11 protein-coding genes are annotated in these 21,869 nt (G+C 60.6%); 5 read left to right on the plus strand and 6 right to left on the minus strand.

All coding sequences use genetic code 11. The features are described from left to right. Positions 1-77: 77 nt before the first annotated feature. Together RBT76_02550 and aspA are read left to right on the plus strand one after the other, a co-directional pair. Positions 78-854, plus strand: a complete 777-nt coding sequence (locus tag RBT76_02550) for a dienelactone hydrolase family protein (protein MDX9856650.1) — start codon at positions 78-80, stop codon at positions 852-854. Between the two features lie 97 nt (positions 855-951). After that, on the plus strand, positions 952-2,829 hold the full coding sequence (gene aspA, locus RBT76_02555; GenBank protein ID MDX9856651.1) for an aspartate ammonia-lyase: 1,878 nt from the start codon (positions 952-954) through the stop codon (positions 2,827-2,829). Between the two features lie 18 nt (positions 2,830-2,847). Here aspA and RBT76_02560 read toward each other — a convergent pair whose 3' ends face one another. Further along, complete coding sequence (locus RBT76_02560) at positions 2,848-3,597, minus strand: hypothetical protein (GenBank protein MDX9856652.1); 750 nt, start codon at positions 3,595-3,597, stop codon at positions 2,848-2,850. Positions 3,598-4,835: 1,238 nt separating this feature from the next. Between RBT76_02560 and RBT76_02565 the strand changes: the two genes are divergently transcribed. Further along, positions 4,836-5,921, plus strand: a complete 1,086-nt coding sequence (locus RBT76_02565; protein MDX9856653.1) for a hypothetical protein — start codon at positions 4,836-4,838, stop codon at positions 5,919-5,921. A 426-nt stretch (positions 5,922-6,347) separates the two neighbouring features. Here RBT76_02565 and RBT76_02570 read toward each other — a convergent pair whose 3' ends face one another. After that, positions 6,348-7,346 carry a zinc-dependent alcohol dehydrogenase family protein gene (locus RBT76_02570; GenBank protein ID MDX9856654.1) on the minus strand — a complete coding sequence of 333 codons (999 nt, stop codon included), beginning with the start codon at positions 7,344-7,346 and terminating at the stop codon, positions 6,348-6,350. 411 nt (positions 7,347-7,757) lie between these two features. Here RBT76_02570 and RBT76_02575 point away from each other — a divergent pair, with 411 nt between their 5' ends. Continuing rightward, positions 7,758-8,933 (plus strand): KamA family radical SAM protein, encoded by a 1,176-nt coding sequence (locus RBT76_02575; protein MDX9856655.1) that lies wholly within the window; start codon positions 7,758-7,760, stop codon positions 8,931-8,933. A 123-nt stretch (positions 8,934-9,056) separates the two neighbouring features. Here the strand turns inward: RBT76_02575 and RBT76_02580 are convergent, their stop codons facing one another. Continuing rightward, positions 9,057-11,894: a M14 family zinc carboxypeptidase gene (locus RBT76_02580; GenBank protein MDX9856656.1), complete on the minus strand. Its 2,838-nt coding sequence runs from the start codon at positions 11,892-11,894 to the stop codon at positions 9,057-9,059. A 347-nt stretch (positions 11,895-12,241) separates the two neighbouring features. On the opposite strand from RBT76_02580, the gene RBT76_02585 reads away from it, so the two are divergent. Beyond that, the gene (locus RBT76_02585; protein ID MDX9856657.1) at positions 12,242-15,796 is read left to right on the plus strand and encodes a M4 family metallopeptidase; all 3,555 of its coding nucleotides are present in this window, start codon (positions 12,242-12,244) and stop codon (positions 15,794-15,796) included. 520 nt (positions 15,797-16,316) lie between these two features. Here the strand turns inward: RBT76_02585 and RBT76_02590 are convergent. Genes RBT76_02590 through RBT76_02600 form a run of 3 tightly spaced genes read right to left on the minus strand, consistent with a single transcriptional unit; the run spans position 16,317 to position 21,557 of the window. Next, positions 16,317-17,450 carry a glycosyltransferase family 4 protein gene (locus RBT76_02590; GenBank protein MDX9856658.1) on the minus strand — a complete coding sequence of 378 codons (1,134 nt, stop codon included), beginning with the start codon at positions 17,448-17,450 and terminating at the stop codon, positions 16,317-16,319. A 27-nt stretch (positions 17,451-17,477) separates the two neighbouring features. Continuing rightward, positions 17,478-19,541, minus strand: a complete 2,064-nt coding sequence (locus RBT76_02595; GenBank protein ID MDX9856659.1) for a S9 family peptidase — start codon at positions 19,539-19,541, stop codon at positions 17,478-17,480. Positions 19,542-19,589: 48 nt separating this feature from the next. Next, complete coding sequence (locus tag RBT76_02600; GenBank protein ID MDX9856660.1) at positions 19,590-21,557, minus strand: oligopeptide transporter, OPT family; 1,968 nt, start codon at positions 21,555-21,557, stop codon at positions 19,590-19,592. Between the last annotated feature and the right edge of the window lie 312 nt (positions 21,558-21,869).

Genomic DNA, 21,869 nt, shown 5'->3' on the forward strand with positions numbered 1-21,869 from the left:
GGTTCAAGTAACCGACGACCGGCCGCACACGACGGTTGTTGCACCGACCATTTTCGACGCAATTCAAGGAGGATCGCATGAAGTACGTACTGGCATTCATCATGATTCTGGCCGCCGGAGGCCTTATGGCGCAAACCGATATTCACACCGAAACCATCGAGTATACCATCGATGGACAGCCGTTCGAGGGCTACCTTGCCTACGACAAGTCCGTCACATCCCACCGCCCCGGCGTCCTGATTGTACACCAGTGGATGGGCGTAACCGATAACGAGAAGATGCGCGCTCGTATGCTTGCCGAGATGGGATATGTCGCATTCGCGCTCGACATCTACGGCAAAGGCGTCCGTCCCGCCAACAGCCAGGAAGCCGGTGCGCAGGCCGGCAAATTCCGCGGCGACCGCACCCTGTTCCGCAAACATCTCAACGCCGGACTCGCGCAGCTTCGCACCTCCCTGATGGTTGACACCTCGCGCCTGGCGGCGATCGGCTACTGCTTCGGCGGTGGCGGCGTTTTGGAACTCGCTCGGTCCGGCGCAAGGGTCAACGGCGTCGTCAGCTTCCACGGATCGCTCAACACGCCGAATCCGGCCGACGCCAACAATATCAACGCCAAAGTCCTGGTTCTCCACGGCGCGGTCGATCCGCATGTCACGGACGACGAAGTCCTCGCGTTCAAAAAGGAAATGGAAGACGCCGGAGTCGATTATGTACTGACCATGTACGGTGGAGCTGTCCATGCCTTTACGCAGAAAGAAGCCGGCAACGACCCCGCCGCGGGCGCAGCCTACGACGAAGCGGCGGACCGCCGGTCGTGGCAGGCCATGAAAGACTTCTTCGCCGAAATCTTCTGATCCCCTCTCAGCGCGCTCTCCGAGTAACAAACGCTTGGCAAACGCGTTGCGTCTTCCTATACTTATGCGCACAAACCGAATCGGAGAGTTGCTGGAGATGGACAAACGAACTATCGCCGACTTCCTGAAACGTATCGAGTTGTTTCAGGACCTGTCGGACAGCGATCGGGAGCTGCTGACCGATCAACTAGAGACCTTGCGCTTCGCGCCGGGCGAACTGCTGTTCGAAGAGAACAGCCCGCGCCGAAACCTGTGGGTGATTTTTGACGGACAGGTCGAGCTGTTCAAACGCGGCCCCCTCGGACCCGAAAAACGACTGAGCCTGTTCGGTTCATACGACTTCCTGGGCGAAGGTGCGCTGATGGACGACTACCCGCACTCCGCCTCGGCGCGGGCGGTCGATCACGCCACCATCTTGGCCATCAGCCGGGACCGCTTCCTCGACTTCCTCGAGCGGCAGCCGGGACTGGCCTCGCATATCCTGTCACGCGTGGCACGGGTGATTTCGCGACGGATGCGTCAGGCCAGCACCATGGTCGTCGACGCCGCCGCACAGTATGTCTCCGGCCGCACCCGGATCGAACATGACCTCCTAGGCGAGCGAGCCGTGCCGTACGAGTACTACTACGGTATCCAGACGCTTCGGGCGATCGAAAACTTCCCTATCACCGGCATCTCGCTGGCCCACTTCCCGCGGCTGATCGAGGCGCTGGCGATGGTCAAGATGGCGGCTGCCCGCGCCAACCACGAACTCGGACTGCTCCCCGATGATATCGCGGTCGCGGTCGAGCAGGCCTGCCAGGAGCTGCTCGACGGCCGCTGGCATACGCACTTCGTGGTCGACATGATTCAGGGCGGCGCCGGTACCTCGACCAACATGAACGCCAACGAGGTGATCGCCAACCGCGCTCTCGAAATTCTCGGACGCGAGCGGGGCGAGTACGACTACTGCCACCCCAACAACCACGTCAACCTCTCGCAGTCGACCAACGACGCCTACCCGACCGCGCTGAATATCGCCCTCATCAACAGCAACAGCGAGCTTGTCGACGACCTTCGGGAGTTGATCGACGCTTTCCGGCAGAAAGCGACCGAGTTCGCCCACGTGCTCAAGATGGGCCGCACCCAGTTGCAGGACGCCGTGCCCATGACGCTCGGCCAGAATTTCGACGCCTGGGCGACAACGCTGACCGAGGAAATCGACCGCCTCAACGACAACGCCCGGCTTTTTCTCGAAGTCAACATGGGCGGAACCGCGATCGGCACCGGAATCAACGCCGAGCCCGACTACAGCGAAAAGGTCATCGAGCACCTTCGGCAGATAACCCGGCTCGACGTCAAACTGGCGCCGAACCTCGTCGAAGCCACGCAGGACACCGGCGCGCTGGTGATGTACTCCTCGGCCGTCAAACGCCTCGCCGTCAAGCTGTCCAAGATCTGTAACGATCTCCGCCTGCTGTCATCGGGGCCGCGCGCCGGGATCAACGAGATCAATCTGCCGGCCATGCAGCCCGGATCGTCGATCATGCCCGGCAAAGTCAACCCGGTCATCCCCGAAGTCGTCAACCAGATCGCTTTCAAGGTGATCGGCAACGACCTCACGGTCACACTGGCGGCCCAGGCCGGGCAGCTCGAGCTCAACGTGATGGAACCGGTTATCGCGCAGTCTTTGTTCGAGTCGATCGAGATGCTCAAAAACGGCATGGCGACCCTGCGGCACCGCTGTGTGCTCGGTATCACGGCCAACGAGGAGCGCTGCCGGGCGATGGTGGAGAACTCGATCGGGCTGGTAACCGCGCTCAATCCGGTGCTGGGATACGAAACCTCCACGAAGGTGGCGAAAGAGGCGCTCGCAACCGATCGCGGCGTGTACGACCTCGTTCTCGAAAAGGGACTTCTGTCCCGGGAGCAGCTCAATAGGCTGCTCGATCCCAAGAGGATGCTTGCCCCGCAAAGACATCGAGCAGGCGGGTAGGGTCCGGTACGATCCGGGTCATTCGGGGCGAGGGGGTGTGGGGTCGTCGGAATCTTTGTGCTCCGACTGCTGCGAGTCGTGCCGGCCGCGCTCCGGGAAATCCCCCGGCAGAGAGTTGATAAGCGCGGTTTGCGCCTGATGCGACAAAACGGAGCCGTGAATCTCCGGCCCCAGTACGTGATCCTCGGCCCGGACCGCCGCTGACATCTCCGGTTTCGGCTCGCCGGCCGGTTCTCCCGGACGCTTCATGTCCGCAGCGCGAAGCTCCCAGCGGAGGACCGCCATACCTGCCCTGGCCAGCACTTCGGCGATAGTGTTCATATCGAAACTCTCGACCCAGATCGTCTGCAACGGATCGACCGGACGTTTCGGCACCGTATCAGAGGCCGGACCGTACGTCTTCTGGATTTTGGTTCGCGCCTGGATCTCTTCGTTTGAACGCGGCACCGAGACCGAGACGATGTAGATCGGGGCCTGTTCCGTGTCGCGCGCCTCCTTGATCACGACAAGGTACTTCTCGGCGCGGGATCGGAGGGTGACGGCGAAACGGATCTTGTGTTTTCGCGCCCAGTCCGGGGCGTGGTCGATGTCGGTGAAGAAATCCTGAAGGTAGTCCCCCCACGAGAACGACGGCGGTGCATCTTTGGGCGTCAGATGAGCGAGCCACTCAAGCACGAAGTCGCGCGGCGTCCGTTTGGAATCGGTTTTCTTTGATGCCGGCGCCGGAGAAAAGGCCCGCATCAATTGTGCGAGATCTGCCTTGCTCATACTGCACTATCCTTCGAAGGCCGGATGCGTTGTGGGCAGTCGTACCGACGACCTAAAAACCGGCCTCTATCGGCATTATCGGCAGGCGCGAGGCGATTCTTGCATGATCCATACTGATATCGCAACCTGCTGGGGATAAGTAACATAACGGAGTGTCGGTCCAGCCTCGCGACCTTCTGGTCTCTGTTCGCGGATCAACTTTTTCGCCGTACAAGCGTGGTTTGCTTGGCCTTACAGTGAAATGGCTTTGTTTTGTCATATTTAAGGGTTCCCAGTACTTCTCTTCTCTTCCCGGCGCGCGAAGAGGAAGTCTCTCCGCGCGCTCTCTACATAGAGGGATGGCGAAGTTTTTACCATCGAAGGTGTAGCGAAACTGCGGGGGGAGAAAATCGGACATCGGCGCAGCCCAGCCCTGCGACGGCGGGAGGGCATGTCCGCCTGTGTCGAGGACGGTTTCAAGGGACTCTTTCCAATTCGTGGACCCCATAGCAAGCTATGGGCGACTCCCCTCGTGCGTGGCGTACGTCCTCGTGCGTGGCGTACGTCCCCGTGCGCCACGCGAACCGCTGAGCTAATCCCCCCGCACTTTCACTACATCCTCGATGGAGAAAACGGCGCGGCCCCTCTAGTAGACGATGGAGCCAATGAGAATGCAATCGATGCGACCGAAAATCGACCGACGATCATCCGGCTGCGACACTGGAGGAGTCTCTCAGTCAACGCAATACGACTGCATCGGAGAAGAACAGTCCAAAATGGGGGCCCCCATAAAATGACAAAACGAACCTATTTCCCCGTAACGCTCACGCAACCACGCTTGTACAATGATTTTTCTGTTCTCTCGCGTGTGCGGAGTGGATCACATGTCGCAGCGGTGCGTCATGTGGTGACGGTTTGAATGGCTGGGTTCCGTGGCGCACGGGACATACGTCACGCACAAATCAAAGATAGACTCCCGCCTGCGCGGGAGTGACACGCCTGCGCCGTGTCGTCAGTGGCGAGGTCAAGACGCGAGGACGTGGCCCGCGCACGGATCAGAGATAGATTCCCGCCTGCGCGCAGGGTACCAGAAACCACTTGACACTTTCCCCTCCGCTTGGGTCTATTAGGTATAGATCCGTGGGGGAATAGACCGACTCCAATCGACTCTGCAGCATAACCAGAAAGTCCCCTTCAGTCGTGAGCGCGCACTGAGCGGACGTCACAAGGTGCCTTCTCGCGGGCGGGAGGAAATCTGAATGAAGAAAACAGTGTTACCGGCGCCGGCACTGGCGATGCTGGTGGTAACGATTGGTCTGAGTCTGTTGAGTTGCCGGGATGATCCGCCGGTGGGCCCGGGGACCGAGAAGGACTACCCGGTGTACTTCATCGATGGTGACGATCTCCATCGTCTGTGCCGCTATTACCCGGTCGAAAACCGTCTGGACACGGTCGTCCTGCCCTTTGAGATCACGTGGGACTACGAGTTGTCTCCCGATGGCGACATGCTGTATGTCTGTGCTCTGGACGACGTCTACATTGTTGCACTGAGCGACACTCCGCATGTCGTTGACGTCATCGAGAAACGCTGCGCAGGCGGGGTCGCGATCTCTAACGATGGCCGTCTCCTTGCTCTTTGCGGGGACAACCTTGAAATCGTTCGGACATCGGATCACAGCCTGGTGTTCAGCGATACCAGTCGGACCGCGAAGGGGGTCTTCTCGCATGACGACGAGACATTCTATGCGATAGGCAACGTAGATGTGGAGGGCTACGATCCGTATCCGGCGCTCTACCGGGTCAGCCTCACGGATACCACGGATGTCAGGAAGACGGCGTTTCTTGACAATCCGTACCCGAGGGGTCCCAGACAGATCGTACCCTTCCGAGATGATCGTATGCTGGCAATCTACTTTGCATCATGGTATGTGGGGCACTCGTTCGAGGTTTACGATCAGACCGCAGGTGAAATCGTCTTCAGCGACATATTTCTACCGGGCTACGGCGCGATAACGCTTGATCCAATCGGGCGATACGCCTACTACACCAATCCGGGGAGAATCATCGAAGGCGCAACGCCGCCGTCGGAGTTTTATCGCTTCAATGTAGAAACGATGACCCGCGACAAGACCATCAGCACATCGGGAGCTTTCGACGATCCCGCGTTTTCCTGGTGGCCGGTGGGGGACGTCGTAGCGACGCCCGACGGTCGCTGGCTGGTTCTCACTCATTGGAGCTACGACGAATTGGTGGTTTACGATCTTTGCCGATCGAGATTCAGTCACTTTTGTCGCCTCGATCGGCCGGTGATTCTGCAATGGCCGCAGTGCCAGCGGAATCCGTAGGATGCATCAGACACACGCAAGAGTCTATGCCATCCATCACGAGTTTGTTGAGTAAGAGGTCTTTTCAGGCGAGGAAAGCCGCCTGACCTGCACATGTGCGAGTTCGCGCGGCGCACGGGGACGTACGCCACGCACGGATCAAAGATAGACTCCCGCCTGCGGGGGAGTGACACGCCTGCAGCGTGTCGTCGCTGGGTTCCGTGACGCACGGGGATGCACGCCACGCACAAATCATAGATAGACTCCCGCCTGCGCGGGAGTGACACGCCTGCGGCGTGTCGTCGCCGGGTTCCGTGGCGCACGGGGACGTAGGCCGCGCACGGTCGTCGTAGTCGCTCGTGGCCGTGACTTCAGTCACGGTTGGCCGGACTCGTCGTATGTGGAGCGTGCGCACCGTGACTAAAGTCACGGCGACACGACACAGCCTTACATCGCGGACTCGTCGATTACGATCACGGCGGCGCCGGTGAAACGTCCGTGCCGAAGGTCATCGAGCGCATCGTTGGCCCGCTCCAGCGGATACGGGTGGACCTCGGTCTTCACCGGCACCCTGGGAGCGAGCGCCAGAAACTCTTCACCATCGCGGCGCGTGAGATTGGCGACCGACACGATCGAGCGTTCCTCCCAGAGAGTGGCATAGGGAAACGAGGGGATATCGCTCATGTGGATACCGGCGCACACGACCCGTCCTCCCTTGCGCACGGCTTTGAGCGCGATCGGCACGAGTTCGCCGACCGGTGCAAAGATAATGGCGGCGTCGAGCGGCTCCGCCGGCGGGTCCTCCGAGGCCCCGGCCCGGACAGCGCCCAGCGCGAGCGCAAAGGCCTGGCCCTCGGTGTCGCCCCGCCGGGTGAACGCATGCACCTGCCGCCCCTGGTAGCGCGCCACCTGAATGAGAATGTGCGCGGCGGCGCCAAAACCGTAAAAGCCGACCGTACGCGCATCGCCCGCCATCCGAAGCGACCGGTAGCCGATCAATCCGGCGCACAGAAGCGGCGCGGCCTGCAGGTCCGGGTAGTCGCGCGATATGGGAAAACAGAAGCGTTCGTCGGCGACGCAATACTCGGCGAATCCGCCGTTGATCTGGTAGCCGGTATAGCGGGCATTGTCGCAGAGGTTCTCCTGATCGTGGCGGCAGTAGTGGCATTCGCCGCAACTGTAACCGAGCCACGGGACGCCGACCCGATCGCCGGGTGCAAAGGCCGTGGCTTTGTGTCCCACAGCATCAACCGTGCCCACGATCTGGTGGCCGGGGATGATCGGCAGCGACGGTTCCGTGAGATCGCCGTCGACGACGTGCAGATCGGTCCGGCAGAGACCGCAGACGGAAACTTTGAGGCGGACCTGACCCGGTCCGGGATCGGGAACGGGGAGGTCTACCGCTTTCAACGGGGTCCGTACTTTTTCGAGGATCATGGCGCGCATACTGTCATCTCCGTCGACAGCACGCAGTATAGAGCCTTCGGCGCATTCTGTAAAGGCGGGAAAAATCGGCCGGGCGCACTGTCGGCGGGTGGATCATAGTCGTCTGTCGGACAGGCTGATACGCCGGAAGACGGGCGATCGGCGGGACGATTGTGTTCAAATTGGGTCCATTTTTGTGATTAATTCTTGCGAATGCCGCGATCGGTGCGTATAACGTATGAGAGTACAGACCGCGCTGTTCAGCATCACCGCGGGGCGACAGCCGCCCGGCTTGGAACGAGCTCCCCCGGTAGAACAGCCCGCCAAACCGCCCGAGACACCCGGATCGCGATCCGGGGCGCTGGAATCGCATCACCTGGCGACTCACCGGAGATGTCCAGTTCTCTCACGGCACGATGAAAGGAGGTTCTCATGGCAGTACCCGGTACCGCCACGGCGACCAACACGCGTCGGCGCGCCAAATACATCCTCAATATCGACCGCATCGAACAGCTGTCGGATACGGAAAAGAAGCGCCTGAAGGCGGTCGCGAAGCGATTCGCGTTTCGCGCCAACGACTACTACCTCTCGTTGATCGACTGGGACGATCCGCAGGATCCGATCCGCCGGCTGGTGATACCGCAGGAGCGCGAGCTCAACGACTGGGGACAGCTCGACACCTCGAACGAAGCCTCGATTACAGTGGCCCGCGGGGCGCAGCACAAGTACGGCACGACCGTGCTGCTGTTGGTCAACGAAGCCTGCGGAGCGTACTGCCGGTACTGCTTCCGCAAGCGGCTGTTCATGAACGACAACGACGAGGTCAATTACGATATCACGCCGGGGCTGGACTATATTCGCGCGCACCCCGAAGTCTCCAATGTCCTGTTGACGGGGGGGGATCCGATGATTCTGCAGACGCCGAAGCTGGCGGCGATATTCGAACAGCTTCGCGCGATCGAACATGTCAAAATCATTCGGATCGGCACCAAGATGCCGGCGTTTAATCCGTTCCGGTTCATCAACGATCCCGAGTTGATGGAGCTGATACGCGCGCACTCGCACAACGACCGCCGCGTGTATTTCATGTGTCATTTCGACCACCCCCGTGAGTTGACCGAGGAAAGTATCGAAGGTCTTCGGATGATCCAGGACGCCGGGGCGATTTGTGTCAACCAGAACCCGATCATCCGGGGCATCTCGGACGATCCCGACGTCATGGCGGAGTTGTGGAACAGGCTGTCGTATATCGGCGTGCCGCAGTATTACGTGTTCCAGGGGCGACCGACCGAGGGCAACGAGCCGTTCGAGGTGCCGATTGTCGAAGCGTATTTCAAGATCGAAGAGGCGAAGAAGAAGTGTTCGGGGCTGGCCAAGCGAACGAAATACTGCATGTCGCATGAGGCGGGCAAGGTGGAGATTATCGGAGTCGACCACAAACGAATCTACCTGAAGTTTCATCGGGCCAAGTACGCCCGGGACGAACAGCGCCTGATCGTCTGCGAGCGCGACGACAATGCGTACTGGCTCGATCAGCTCAAGCCCGTGAGCGGGTACAGCAACGAGTATTACCGCGAGCAGGCGGCGTCGCGGGCCGGCGCCGCCTGACGCAGCCAAGGCCGCACAGGGGCGGACCCGGTATCCGTCCTCTGTGTGCTGCACATTCCATCATCACAAAGAAACGGTCAGGCGGTTTCACACTGCCTGACCGTTTGCGGTTGGTCGAGACGATCATTCGCCGTAGGGGGAGAGACTGCTCGTATACCCCGGCCCGTAGAGCAGGGCGTTAACAAACATTTGCCGCGTTCCGTAGAAGTACGCGCGGGTGTATGGTGCGGCCGCAAACATGATTACCTGTCCCTTGCCCTTGCGTTCGCGGGTCAGGTAGGCCGTTCCGGCCCATCGCTCGCGCGCTTCGGGCCACAGCAGGCCCGACATCCGAAGCCGGTTGCCGTCGGGAGCGAAGCGCGCCACGGTGGTTACCGGGTCTTTCGAGAGGAAGGCGCGATCGGTATACACCATGACGGGGACGCGATCGCTCATGCCATAGGCGAGCCAGTGTTCGGTATCCACATCGGCGCGCATGATAACGCCGCGCGGGTGGAAACGCCGGTTCCACTCGTCGAGTTCCTCCGCGCTGTTGCCGGGTCCGCCGCCCGGAGTCTGTTCGGCAGCGGCGTTCTCGGCGGGAGCTTTTTCGGGGTACCAGAGCGCGAGGGTGTCAATCGCCGGCGACTCGGCGCTGAGCTCTCGCTTCAGCGCCTGCGCGTAGCTGTCGAGCTGGTCGAGCACCTGGCGACGAAGTCGCACCGACGACAGACCGGTGGCGGTGTCGGCCGCCCAGGCAGCCGATGAGCCCATCAGGATCAGTGTACCGCCATCGGAAACCCAGTCGGACAGCATCGACGCTCCGTATCGACCGAGCTGCTGTTCGAGGCTGCTGCCCCAGGCGTCGGGGATCACCAACACGTTGTACGGCGAGAGGTCGGTCCAGGTGAGCTGCTGCATATTGATCAGGGAGTGCGGGATTTCGAGTTCCTTGTCGATGGTGAACCAGAGCGAGCCGGCATCAGTGTAGTCGATCGGCGATCCGGCGACCAGCGCGATACGCGGTTGGGCGAGCAACTGGAAGGTCGGCGCTCCGAGATGCGAGCCCTGTGAGGCATAGCCGGTGCTGACGCCGTAGACGTTCACGCCGATTTCTTCGGCAAGGGCGCCGAGCAGGTCGGCGAGGTTGTCGGGATTGCCGCGCTGCCTCAGCAGCAGCGTGCCGGCGGCGTATTCGCGACCCTCGATCGTGAGCGGCTTTTCGGACGCGTAGACGATGAGTTCTTTCGCGAACAGCCGGTTGAGGATGCGGTAGGTCTGCTCGCCTTCCATGTCAATCAGGAAGCCGTAGGTGGCATCGGGGTTGACGAGCCGCCCGGTCGGGTCGGCGAGATCGGTCACAGGTTCCATGGACACGGACGGCGCCGACGTAGTTTCGTAGGCTTCGAGGCCGTAAGCCATCGGGACACACCACGCGGAGACTTCATACATGCGAGTGTCTCCGTGTTTTTCGAGTTCGCGTCGTTCGTCCTCGAGGAATTGCTGATTGAGCCGCAGGTCAAACTCGCAGATGGCCTTGGCCAGCGCGCCGTGCGGCTGGGCGGTGCTGACGACAAAGGTCCCGGCCGGGAGGGTTCTCGATCTGACGGTCTCACCGTAGGTGTTGCGCGCCGAGGGCAGGGTGAACGACGCAGTCGTCCGACTCACGTCGATGCCCTGCTGCATCAGCGAACGGACGAACCGGTTGAGCTTTACGTGATCGCTGCCGGGCGGAAACAGAAAGGTCAGGCCGCTCTGCCGGCCGGTCATCACGATTGCTTTTCGAGCGTTGTGATAGTCGCGAAGCAACTCGACTCGATGGTTGGCGGTCGTTCGGAGGTTGGCGATCGACGACGTGAACTGGTGATTGACGGCTTCGTGGTAGGTCAGGATGTAATCGCCGGGCTGCCTGACCATATTGCCGTCGACACCCGCCTGTTCATAGAGGATGCCGACTGAACCGAACAGAGTCGGCCACGAGGAGCCGTACCCGATGTACCATTGCTCGTTCCATTCGCCGGTGTAGTAGGGCCATCCGTGTAGGTCGAGAGCCTGTGCCTGTTCCCTGCCGTAGATTTGGTACCACTTCAACACGTTTTCGGGAGTGTTGTAGTTGATCGGCTGGCGGGGGGGCGAAAAGAGGAAATTGTCGCTGGATCCCATTTCGTGACCGTCAACCACGAGCACGGGAAAGTACTTCAGGATGGTTTCGACACGACCCTTGGTTTCGGGCTGGGTCAAGAGGATCCAGTCGCGGTTGAGGTCGAACCAGTAGTGGTTGGTCCTACCCCAGGGCCAGACGCCGGAGTGCTGCATGGCGCCGGGGTCGTAGTTGGGCGTGTGGCTTTTGTAGGTCTGGAGCATGGAGAGGTAGCGCTCCCGCCCGTCGGGGTTCTCGCTGGGATCGACGAGGACGATGACGTTTTGCAGCAGGTGCATGGTCGCCGAGTCGGTTGCGGCGGCGAGATGCCAGATCAGGCGCGTAGCAGCATCGGTTCCCGAGACCTCATCTCCGTGGATGCTGTAGGCCATCCAGGCGAACGCCGGGAGGTCGGCAATCAGCCGGTCGAGTTCGGCCGACGACGAGAGCGCAGCGGGGTCAGCCACCGTGCTCATGGCGTCACGGTATTGCTCGAGCCGGGCAAGGTTTTCGGGCGTGGAGATAATCAGGTAGATCAGCTCCCGGCCCTCGTGGGTCGAGCCGTATGAGTCGATCATGACCCGGTCTGATTTTTCGGCCAGCAGCCGAGCATACGCGACGATCTCGTGGTAGTGGTTGGGCCACTGACCGACCGGATGTTGGAGGTAGTCGTTTGGGTTCGGAATGGCCGGATCGTACGACTCGGTGTCGTAAAAGGGGACCGTATCGATGATGGCCTTCTCGGAGTACGAGGGGTGCAGTCCGGCGGTGAGTTCGGGCGCGACGAGCACACTCAGGGCAACGGCGGATGCCGTGATCAGCAATCGCGAAGAGAGATGCATGGCAGGATTCCCCTTTCACGGTGCGAGGCCGCGCGGAGGGCGCGACACGCTGTTCAGTAACCGTCTGAATGCAGGGAAGATAGGTTGAAAGGTAAGGTCGGGCAAGGTGCAGCTTCATCCCACTGGAGAAAAGTGGGCGGTGGATTGAGGGCCCGGTCATCCGAGACCAAATGTCGGTGAGCGGACAAAAACGACAGTCTGTCTCCACAATAGCGAGCCGATTCAATTCTTGACAATTCCGTCCAAATCCTTATCATGCGTTTAGTTACCAACCTATGTCGGACGTCGCTCGGTACCCACATGCCAGCGATCCACAGAAAATGTGCGTCGGTTAGTCAGGAGCAACAATGAAACATCTGCTACGTCTCTGGGCACTTTCCGTGCTGGTAGCCACGACAGCTGCAGCGCAGAAAGACGCGGACGGCTATGTCGGCCCGAACGGTCTTCGGTCCTCCAGTGCCGTCACCACGTATCGTGACAACGGGAACGGAGTACCCTCGTATGTTGAAGGAACCCTGTCTTCCCCGGTGAAAGCCGCCGATCAGGTTGCCGCGTCGATGCAGTTCTTCGAGGAGCACAGAGGGGCTTACCGGATGGCCAATCCGGCGGACGAACTCGTGCTGAAGCGGATCGACCGCGATGATCTCGGCATGAGCCACGTGCGATTCACACAACAGCATCTCGGTCTGCGCGTGATCGGCGGAGACTTGATTACACATTTTGACGCGCGCGGCACACTTCGCACGGTCAACGGGAATTACGTACCTGACATCGATCTCGACGTTACCACGAAGTACTCGGTGGCAGAGGCGACGGAAATCGCCAGGACCGATCTGAAGAGCTTTTTCGGCGAGGCTTCCCCGGACACGCCGGAGCTGGTCGTGTTCCCGTGGGAAGGTTCGACCTACCTGGCCTGGCGGATGTTTTTGATGTCGGATACGCCGATGGGTCGCTGGGAGTATTTCGTTGACGCCACGACCGGAGAGGTGGTCTACAAAGCGAACCGCATCATGGATGCGGAAGAGACGGCGGCTATCGGGACCGGGGTCGGTGTGATGGGCGACACGCTGATACATGTCGATACGGATTTCGACGGTTCGACGTACCGCATGCTTGATTACACGCGCCGGGCCAACAACGACATTCACGGTCACGGCGGGCAGATGCCGCCATCGGGCTATATCCAGACCAACGTTGCGGGCTCGTCGTTGCCGGGCACGCTGGCGACCGATGCGGACAATTTCTGGAACGATCCCAACACTCAGTCTCCGGCCGTGAGCGGACATGTGTACACGTCGCTGGTGTACGATTATCTGCTGAGCCATTTCGGACGGAACGGGTACAACGGCGCCGGAGCATCGATGCTGACGATCGTGAACTACTCGGGCGACGGCGACGACAACGCGTACTGGGACGGCAGCCGAATCGTGGTCTGGAGCTGGAGTTCGGGGTGGCGGTCGCTGGCGGGTTGTCCGGATGTGATCGCACACGAGTGGGGTCACGCGGTGACCGAGTATTGTTCGGACCTCGTGTACGAGAAGGAGGCTGGGGCGCTGAACGAGTCGTTTTCGGACATGATCGGGGCGGCGTTCGAATTTGCGCATGATTCCATGGACGTTCCCGACTGGCTGATGGGCGAGAACGGGCGGACGACCGGGGCGGGTTTCCGCGACATGGCGAATCCGCATGCGGCCGGCGACCCCGACACGTACGGCACAGGCGACCCATATTGGGTGGACGTGGTGAACTGTTCGCCCAGCTGGCTGAACGACTACTGCGGAGTGCACACGAATTCGGGCGTGGGCAACAAGTGGTATTACCTGCTATCCGACGGGGGCGTGCACAACGGCCAGTCGGTAACAGGAATCGGCCCCCAGAATGCCATCCTCGTGGCCTACCGCGCCAACGCTTTCTACTGGACGTCGACCACGACGTATCATGAGGCGGCGCTGGCGACGATAACGGCGGCCAACGATCTCGATCCCACAGGTGACTGGGCGCAGTCGGTAGCCAACGCGTGGGAAGCGGTGAATGTCGACGTTCCGGGTCCGGAGATCTATTTCCAGTATCCGGCCGGGTTGCCGTCGATCGTCCCGCCGGGCGAGCCGACGACGTTTGACGTCACGATCGGCAGCCTGCTGGGCGGGACGCCGGTTCCGGGCAGCGGGCAGCTTCACTATTCAATCGACGGCGCACCGTTCACGGCGGTGCCGATGACGGAGATTTCTTCCACGCAGTACGAGGCCACTCTCCCCTCGGCGGCGTGTAACAGCTTGATTGCGTACTATGTGAGCGCGCAGGAGACGACCTCGGGCACGTACTACGACCCGGACCCGAGTGCACCGGCACAGGCGATTGTAGCGTTGTCCGAGACGGTTACGTTCGCCGACAACTTCCAGACCGATCTCGGCTGGACAGTCGCAGGCGACGCGAGTGGCGGCCAGTGGGGACGCGCGGTCCCGAACGGCGGCGGCGATCGCGGTGATCCGCCGACTGACTACGATGGATCCGGCGCCTGCTACCTGACCGGTCCCGGCGACGGAGACACGGATGTCGACGGCGGCACGACGCGGTTGTATTCGCCGACGATTGACCTGTCGGCAGGCGACGGCCGAATCAGTTATGCGCGCTGGTACTCCAATAATTTCGGAGCCGACCCCAACAACGATTTGATGTACGTGTATATCTCCAACGACAACGGGACGAACTGGACGCTGGTAGAGTCGATCGGTCCGTCGGTGCAGGCCGGCGGCGGCTGGAATGTCCATTCGTTTTTCGCGAGCGAGTTCGTCACGCCTACGGCGACGATGAAAGTGCGATTCGATGCCGGCGATCTGAACAGCGGCTCGGTGATCGAAGCGGCGGTTGATGCGTTCAGTGTCACTATTTACGAGTGTGACCTTGCGACTCCGTCGATCGTTACGACATCGATTCCCGACTGGACCGAGGGCGGCTACATGGAAGAGCAGCTTCAGTCGACGGGCGGCACGGGGTCGCACACATGGAGCGACAAATTCGGCGACCTGTCCGGCACGGGGCTGAGTTTGTCTTCGACGGGGCTTCTCAGCGGCACACCGCTCGCGGCGGGAGAGATTTCGTTCACGGCCGAGGTGACGGATGAGTCGGCGCAGACCGATGAGCAGGCCTACTCCTTCACGATCAACCAGCCGATGACGATTACGTCGACGACGCTTCCCGAGTGGACGGCCGGACAGGCGTACAATCAGAGCCTGACGGTGTCAGGCGGCACCGGCGTGAAAACGTGGAGCGATATCAACGGCGATCTGGCCGGAACGGGATTGACGGTGAATGCAAACGGTACGGTCACCGGCACGCCGGTGTCGGCGCAGGTGATCAACTTCACCGCAGCGGTATCCGACAACGGCGGCGGCAGCGCGCAGCAGCCCGTGAGCGTCACGATCAATCCGATGGTGTCGATCGTGACGGCATCGCTGGACAACGCGCGGCAGGGCTCGGCGTATTCATCGCAGCTCGAAGGTACGGGCGGTACGGGCGTCAAGACGTGGGCCGATATCAACAGCGATCTGGTGGGGACGGGGCTCTCGTTGACGACGGACGGCCTTTTGTCGGGCACTCCGGGCGACACCGGTGTGATCGAGTTCATGGTCCGGTACCGTGACGAAGCGGGGAGCCAGGCGTTCCAGGTGTTGTTGCTTACGGTCGACCCGCCGTACATCTGCGGCGACGTCAACAACGACCAGATCGGTCCGGACCTTGCGGATTTGATTTACCTCGTAAACTACCTGTTTTCGGGAGGCGAGGCGCCGACCTATCCGGGGGCAGCCGACGCGACCGGCGAGGGTGAGGTCGATTTGTCGGATTTGATCTACCTCGTGAATTATCTGTTTGAGGGTGGACCGGTGCCGACGTGCGGAAGTTAGTGCTTTAGGATTGGAGTGATACACAGCCGCCTCGTACATACGGGGCGGCTTTCTTTTTGTCTTCTTTCCCCCGCCGATCCCCGTGCTCGTAGCTCTCACGCTGATTGTCTGCAACTACCTGTTTATCGTGTTGACCCACGAGCATTGTGCTGTCAGTGGTAGATATGAGCTGAGGGGGCGCGGGCACAGCGTCCGCTGTCTCGTGCGTGATCCCGCTTCGGTATCAGAAGACATTCAGCGCGATGCCGAGGCAGAAAGCTGATTCTGCATGCGGAGATGAAAGTCTGGTGACGGGCCGGGCCGGAGTATGCCGTGGAGCCGTCGTCGGCGGGCAGCCGCCTGGTGCAGACGGCGTGATATTATTCGAAAGTTCTGGGCGGGCTGTTCTATTGGTGGGTGACGTCTCCCTTTCATTTCTTTGTTTTTGGCGGAATGGCGCGGGGTGTGTGTAGGGCGGCGGAGGGGTGAGAAACGGTGTCTGCAACTTCATTCTGTCAAGGACACCGTATACTGACGGCGCTTATCCCGTCAACTGCCCTATCACCCGCTCCCAGCCTTCGCATTGGGCGGTGTGGGAGTATGTCAGGCGGGCGTCGGTGAGGGCTTCGCGCGCGACTGATTGGGCGAAGGCCGGGTCGGTGATATAGCGGGTCATGCAGGCGGCCAGCTCGGCATCATCGTGCGGCTCGTACAAGAGGCCGTTGCGTTCGTGTTTTATCTGCGAAATTGTCCCCCCGGCGCGCGTGCCGGTGACGGGCAGGCCGGACGCAAACGCTTCGATCACGACCATGCCGGCGGTCTCGGACTCCGACGGCAGCACAAATTGATCGAGCGCGGCGTACGCGTACTCCGGTTCCTTCTGGTGGGGACGGAAGTGAACGAAATCGTTCAGGTTGAGTTCGGAGACGAGTTTTTCGAGGTACTCGGCATAGCCGGTTTCTTCGCGGTGCGTTTTGTCGCCGATCAGCGCCAGGTGTATCCGGTGTCCATCAGCGTGCAGTCTCCGGAGCGCCTTGATGGCGGTGTCCTGGCATTTTTTGCGGTCGAGGCGGCCGACCACGCCGGCGATATAGGGATCGGGCGGCAGGTTCAACCGCAGCCGTGACTCGTGCTTGTCGGGCTTGAGTTCCTGAAAGCGGTCGAGTTCGATACCGCGCGGTATGATGTGGATTTTCTCACGGGGGACAATGGTCTTTTCGAGAACGCGGTCGGCCAGCCATTGCACGGGCGTGATCCAGGCATCAAAGTGCCCGTACTCCCACGCATGGAAGGGGTCCTTTTTGTCGGCGCCGATATGCATGTGCTGCGAGTAGATGATCTTGAAGTATTTTCGGGTGACGAGTTTGGCGAGGACGCCGAGGAACATGTCTTTGCTCTGGTGGAGCGAGAGGATGCGGACGTTGTCTTCTTTGATGAGATTTCCGAGGCGTGTGGCATTGAGGACGTCGCCGAATTTGAATTCGGATTTGACGGCGCGTTTTTTGACTTCGAATTCATCGGCGTGGGCGTACATCCGTGATTCGGGGTGGGCGTAGACCACGGTATCCCAGCCGCGGAAGCGCATCCATCGGAGGAAACGCAGAACGTTCATTTCCAATCCTCCCCAGGAGCGGGAGGAGCAGTAGGAGCCGATGGCGAAGTCGCGATGTGTCATTGCGCACGACCGAAGAGCGACGGCCGGTCAGTTTCCGGCCGGTTGCAGGGCGCTGTAATCGATCTCGAAATCGGGCGGCGGGCCGCCGGGTCCGAGCAGGTAGTGCTCGAACCACCGCATCGTGCGGAGGTGCGAGTCGTAGCGCGCAGCTGCTTTTTCCGTACCGTGCGGTTCATCCTGATACACCACGAGACGAACCGGGGCGTTGCCGTGAGTCTTGAGATACCGGTACAATTCCATCGACTGGCTCGGATGCACGCGGGTATCGTTTTCGCCGTGGAGGATAAGCAACGGGGTGCGCGAGTTGTGGGCGTGGTAGATCGGACTTCGTTCGAGATAGAACTGCCAGTTGTCCCACGGCCAGGTACGGGCATGCGAGTAGTACATCTCCATCGGGATGTCGGTGGTGCCGAACTTGGAGGTCAGGTCGGCGACGCCGGCGCCCATGACGCCGCAGGCGAATCGTTCGCTGAGGGCGGTGGCTGCCCAGGCGGTGGCATAGCCGCCGTATGACCGTCCGGTAATGCCGATCCTGGCCGAATCCGCGACACCCAGTGTAACGAGATGATCGACGGCGTCAACGAGGTCGTTGAACTCACCGCCGGCGTAGTCGGCCTGGCCCAGTTTCGAAAACTCGATTCCCCGGCCGGTTGAACCCCGATAGTTCGGATAGAAGGTCGCGAGGCCTCGTGCGGCCGCGACCTGGCCCGGGTAGGCGTAGCTGGTAATCCAGCCATTGCGAATGTGGGACTCGGGTCCGCCGTGCACGCACAGAATAAGCGGATACCGTCTCCCCTGCTCGTAGCCGAGCGGATAGACCAGGATCCCCTGCAGTGCGAGTCCGTCGCGGGATTCGTATTCGATCACTTCCTGTCGGCCAAAGTCGATGCGGTCGAGCTGCGGATTGGTGACGGTAATTCGTTTCGGCGACGGTACAGAGTCGTTTGGAGCGAACGTAAACAGCTCGCCCGGATGAGTCGGTGCATTGCCGACCAGTGCGCCGGCAGTTCCGTCGGCCGATACGGCCAGAGAAGTAAATACCGGACCGGTCTCCAACAACGTGGTTGTTTTTGAAGACCCATCGATTGAGATATGCCCGAGAGCGCTGTTTACTCCGATGTCTGAAAGGAACACAAGCGTTCCGTTATCTGTCCAGGCTACTTGGGAGACGTGGCCGGTGAAGTCTGCGATCAGCTTCGTGATGGAATCGTTATCAACCGACGCCAGCCACAACTCGCCTTCGGACGGGTCATTGATATCGGCGCCGGCGATGAATGCGAGATGCGAACCATCGGGGCTGAACGCCATCCGGCCAAGCTTGCCGGGGGTTTCGTACTGCCGGACAGTTGATCCGTCTCTGGCATCAACCAGCGTAATTTTGCGGGACATGTAACGATCATCAATCGATGGGGTGGGCGCAACGGTGGTCGCAAGCAAGCGACCATCGGGGCTCCACAGCAGCTGGTGGGCAGAGCCGTTGAGTTCGACCCTTGTTGGGGCCGTCGTACTGTCGGAGGTGTTGTAGAGCCAGAGGCGGACGGCGGTCCAATCCTCTTCAAAAACCTGCTGATCGAAGCCACGCTCACGGGAGCGCTTGACCGGGTCGGAGATGGTGTCTTTGGCAAGAAAGGCGACCACCCAATTGTCGGGAGACCATGCGTAGTCGGTAATGTCCGAAGAAAACTCGAGCAATACTCGGGACTCACCGCCGGTCGCGGGGATATACCACAGCGCCTTGTGTTTGTTTTCGTCGCGCTTCGCAAGATAGCAGATACCCGTTCCGTCGGGTGTGAACGACGGCGTAGAAACCGTTGCATCACCCGTGACAAACGGTCTGGACAGGCCGCTGCGGTCGTCAACGTAGAGATGGAAGAATGATTTGCCGTCTTCTTCGGCGAACGGATTGCGAGGGACCGCGACCGTGTAAGCGATCAGGCTGCCGTCGGGAGACACTGCCGCAGACGAGACGGCGCGAAGCTGCGCCACCAATTCAGGCGTCATCACATCGGCCCAGACAATCGGGGTCGACACCATGATTATGAGGGCCGTCAGCCAACAACGACCCAACCGAGACACATTACAGCACATCATGCGAGTACATCCTATAAAGAGCATGACACCCCGGCTTCAGGGAGGGTCTCATTTCGAGCGCGCACCCGTTCGCCGGAAGAGGAGATAACCAAGCACTGCAAACACGGCAAGTGAGGTCAGGCTGCCAAACGGTTCGGCCCAACTCACGCCGATACCTTCGGGTTTCGCGAAAAAGAACGCCCAGAGCGAGATGCCGACGCCCATGAGTCCCTCGCCGCCGATGAGACCGGAACTGAAGAGGATGCCACGTTCGCGACATTCCTCCTGCCGGCTTGCGTCATGACGGTTTCGGTAATCGACATAGCGGCGGATCAGGCCGCCGATAAAGATCGGGGTCATGGTCGATACCGGCAGGTACAGCCCAACGGCGAACGGCAGCGACGGTAAGGCGAGCAGTTCGATGATAACGCCGAGGGCGACCCCGATGAAGACAAGACCCCACGGGATGCCCGAGGAGAGCACACCCTCGATGATGGTTTTGATCAGGGTCGCCTGAGGGGCGGGCAGTTCGGTCGATCCGAAGGTGTACGTCTTCGCGAGGATGATTACCGCAGCACAGACGGCGGCGGCCGAGGTCACGGCGCCGATGATCTCGCCGAGCTGTTGACGTCGGGGGGTAGCGCCGACCAGATAGCCCGTTTTCAGGTCCTGCGAGGTATCCCCGGCGATTGACGCCGCCACGGCCACCACGGTCCCGACCGTGAGTACGGTCGCCTTGCCGATCGCATCGGTCCAGCCGAGCGCGACGAAAATCATGCTGACGACAAGCAGGGTGACGATAGTCATTCCCGACGTCGGGTTGGAGGACACGCCGACCAGTCCGACGATCCGGGATGACACGGTGACAAAGAAGAATCCGAACACCGCAATCAACGGCGCCGCCACGAGGCGCATTTTCATGGTGGCATCCATGCCCAGCACGTGCGGGATGAAGGCAAGCGCGCCGACGATGACGAGCGCCCCAATACCGACCCACTTCAGTGAGAGGTCGCGGTCGGTGCGGTCAGATTCGAGACGGGCGGTCGATGGTCCCGCACCAAGACCCGCCTGCACCTGGTTGATCCCGATTTTGAAGGAGGCGATAATGGTGGGTATTGACCGGATGATCGTGATTACGCCTCCGAATGCGACCGCCCCGGCGCCAATGTAGCGAATGTAGCTGGTCCAGATTTCCGACGGGGACATGGCGCTGATAGTCTTGACGGTTTCCGGGACGAGCGGCGCCACCAGCGGTTCGCCGGCGTACGCAAGGAGCGGGATGAGCACTATCCACGAAACGAGACTTCCGGTCACCATAATCGTGGCGATGCGCGGCCCCAGTATGTAGCCGACGGCCAGAAGAGCGGGTGTCGCTTTCAGGCCAACTTCTGCTTTTTTAATAAGAGGGAGGGTGAAATAGACCGAGTCCTTCCACAGAAACAGGAAGCCGATACAGAGCTTATAGAGGACGCCGATTCCCAAACCGAGATACACGTTGCCGGCGCGGCCACCGCCCGATTCGCTGGCGATGAGCACTTTGGCGCACGCAGTCCCCTCGGGATACGGCAGGGTGCCGTGCTCCTTCTTTATCAGGAAGCGGCGCAGCGGAATCATGCACAGGACGCCGAGCAAACCACCAAGCATCGACAGGCCGGTCAACTGAAACAGAGACGGGTTCAATCCCCACAGATAGAGGGCGGGAATCGTGAAAATCACGCCTGACGCCAGCGACGAACTGGCCGACCCGGTCGTCTGTGCCATGTTCGTTTCCAGTATCGAGACCGAGCCGAAGAGCCCACGGGTAAGGCGGAAGAAGCCGACCGTCATAACCGCAACCGGTATCGACGTGGAGACGGTCAATCCGGCAAGCAGGCCCAGATATGCGTTGGCGGCACCGAACAGGATGCCGAATATGATGCCGGCGACGATGGACCGAATCGTAAATTCCGGCGGCTCATCGTGCGGGGAGATGTATGGGACAAAGGAATCGCCCTCGGTGGGGGCGGGTTGGCGTGATTCCGGCGTTACGTGTGTCACGTACGTGCAGTTCCTCCGTCGGGGTGTCACCAGTCGACTGTCACGAAACTACGATTGATGGTGCCGCCTGACAAGCGGTTTTCGGCTCCGCAGGTTTCGCGAAGACGGTCATTGAGCATTGCGGTCGCACGTGGGGCGCACTACCTTTTTCGATCAGGTCACTCGATTCCTCGGAGAATAGCTATGCCAGTTACACCGATGAAGTTTAGCGATCGAGAGGACCTCAGTCCATTGTGTCCGTATTGTGAACGGTACCTGGACGAGGTCTATGTCAAGCGGCAGGGCATATCCGGCGGTGGCGGACCGGTGCTT

This window comes from Candidatus Zixiibacteriota bacterium (assembly GCA_034003725.1).
In the GTDB taxonomy this organism is placed as follows: Bacteria; Zixibacteria; MSB-5A5; order GN15; family FEB-12; genus WJMS01.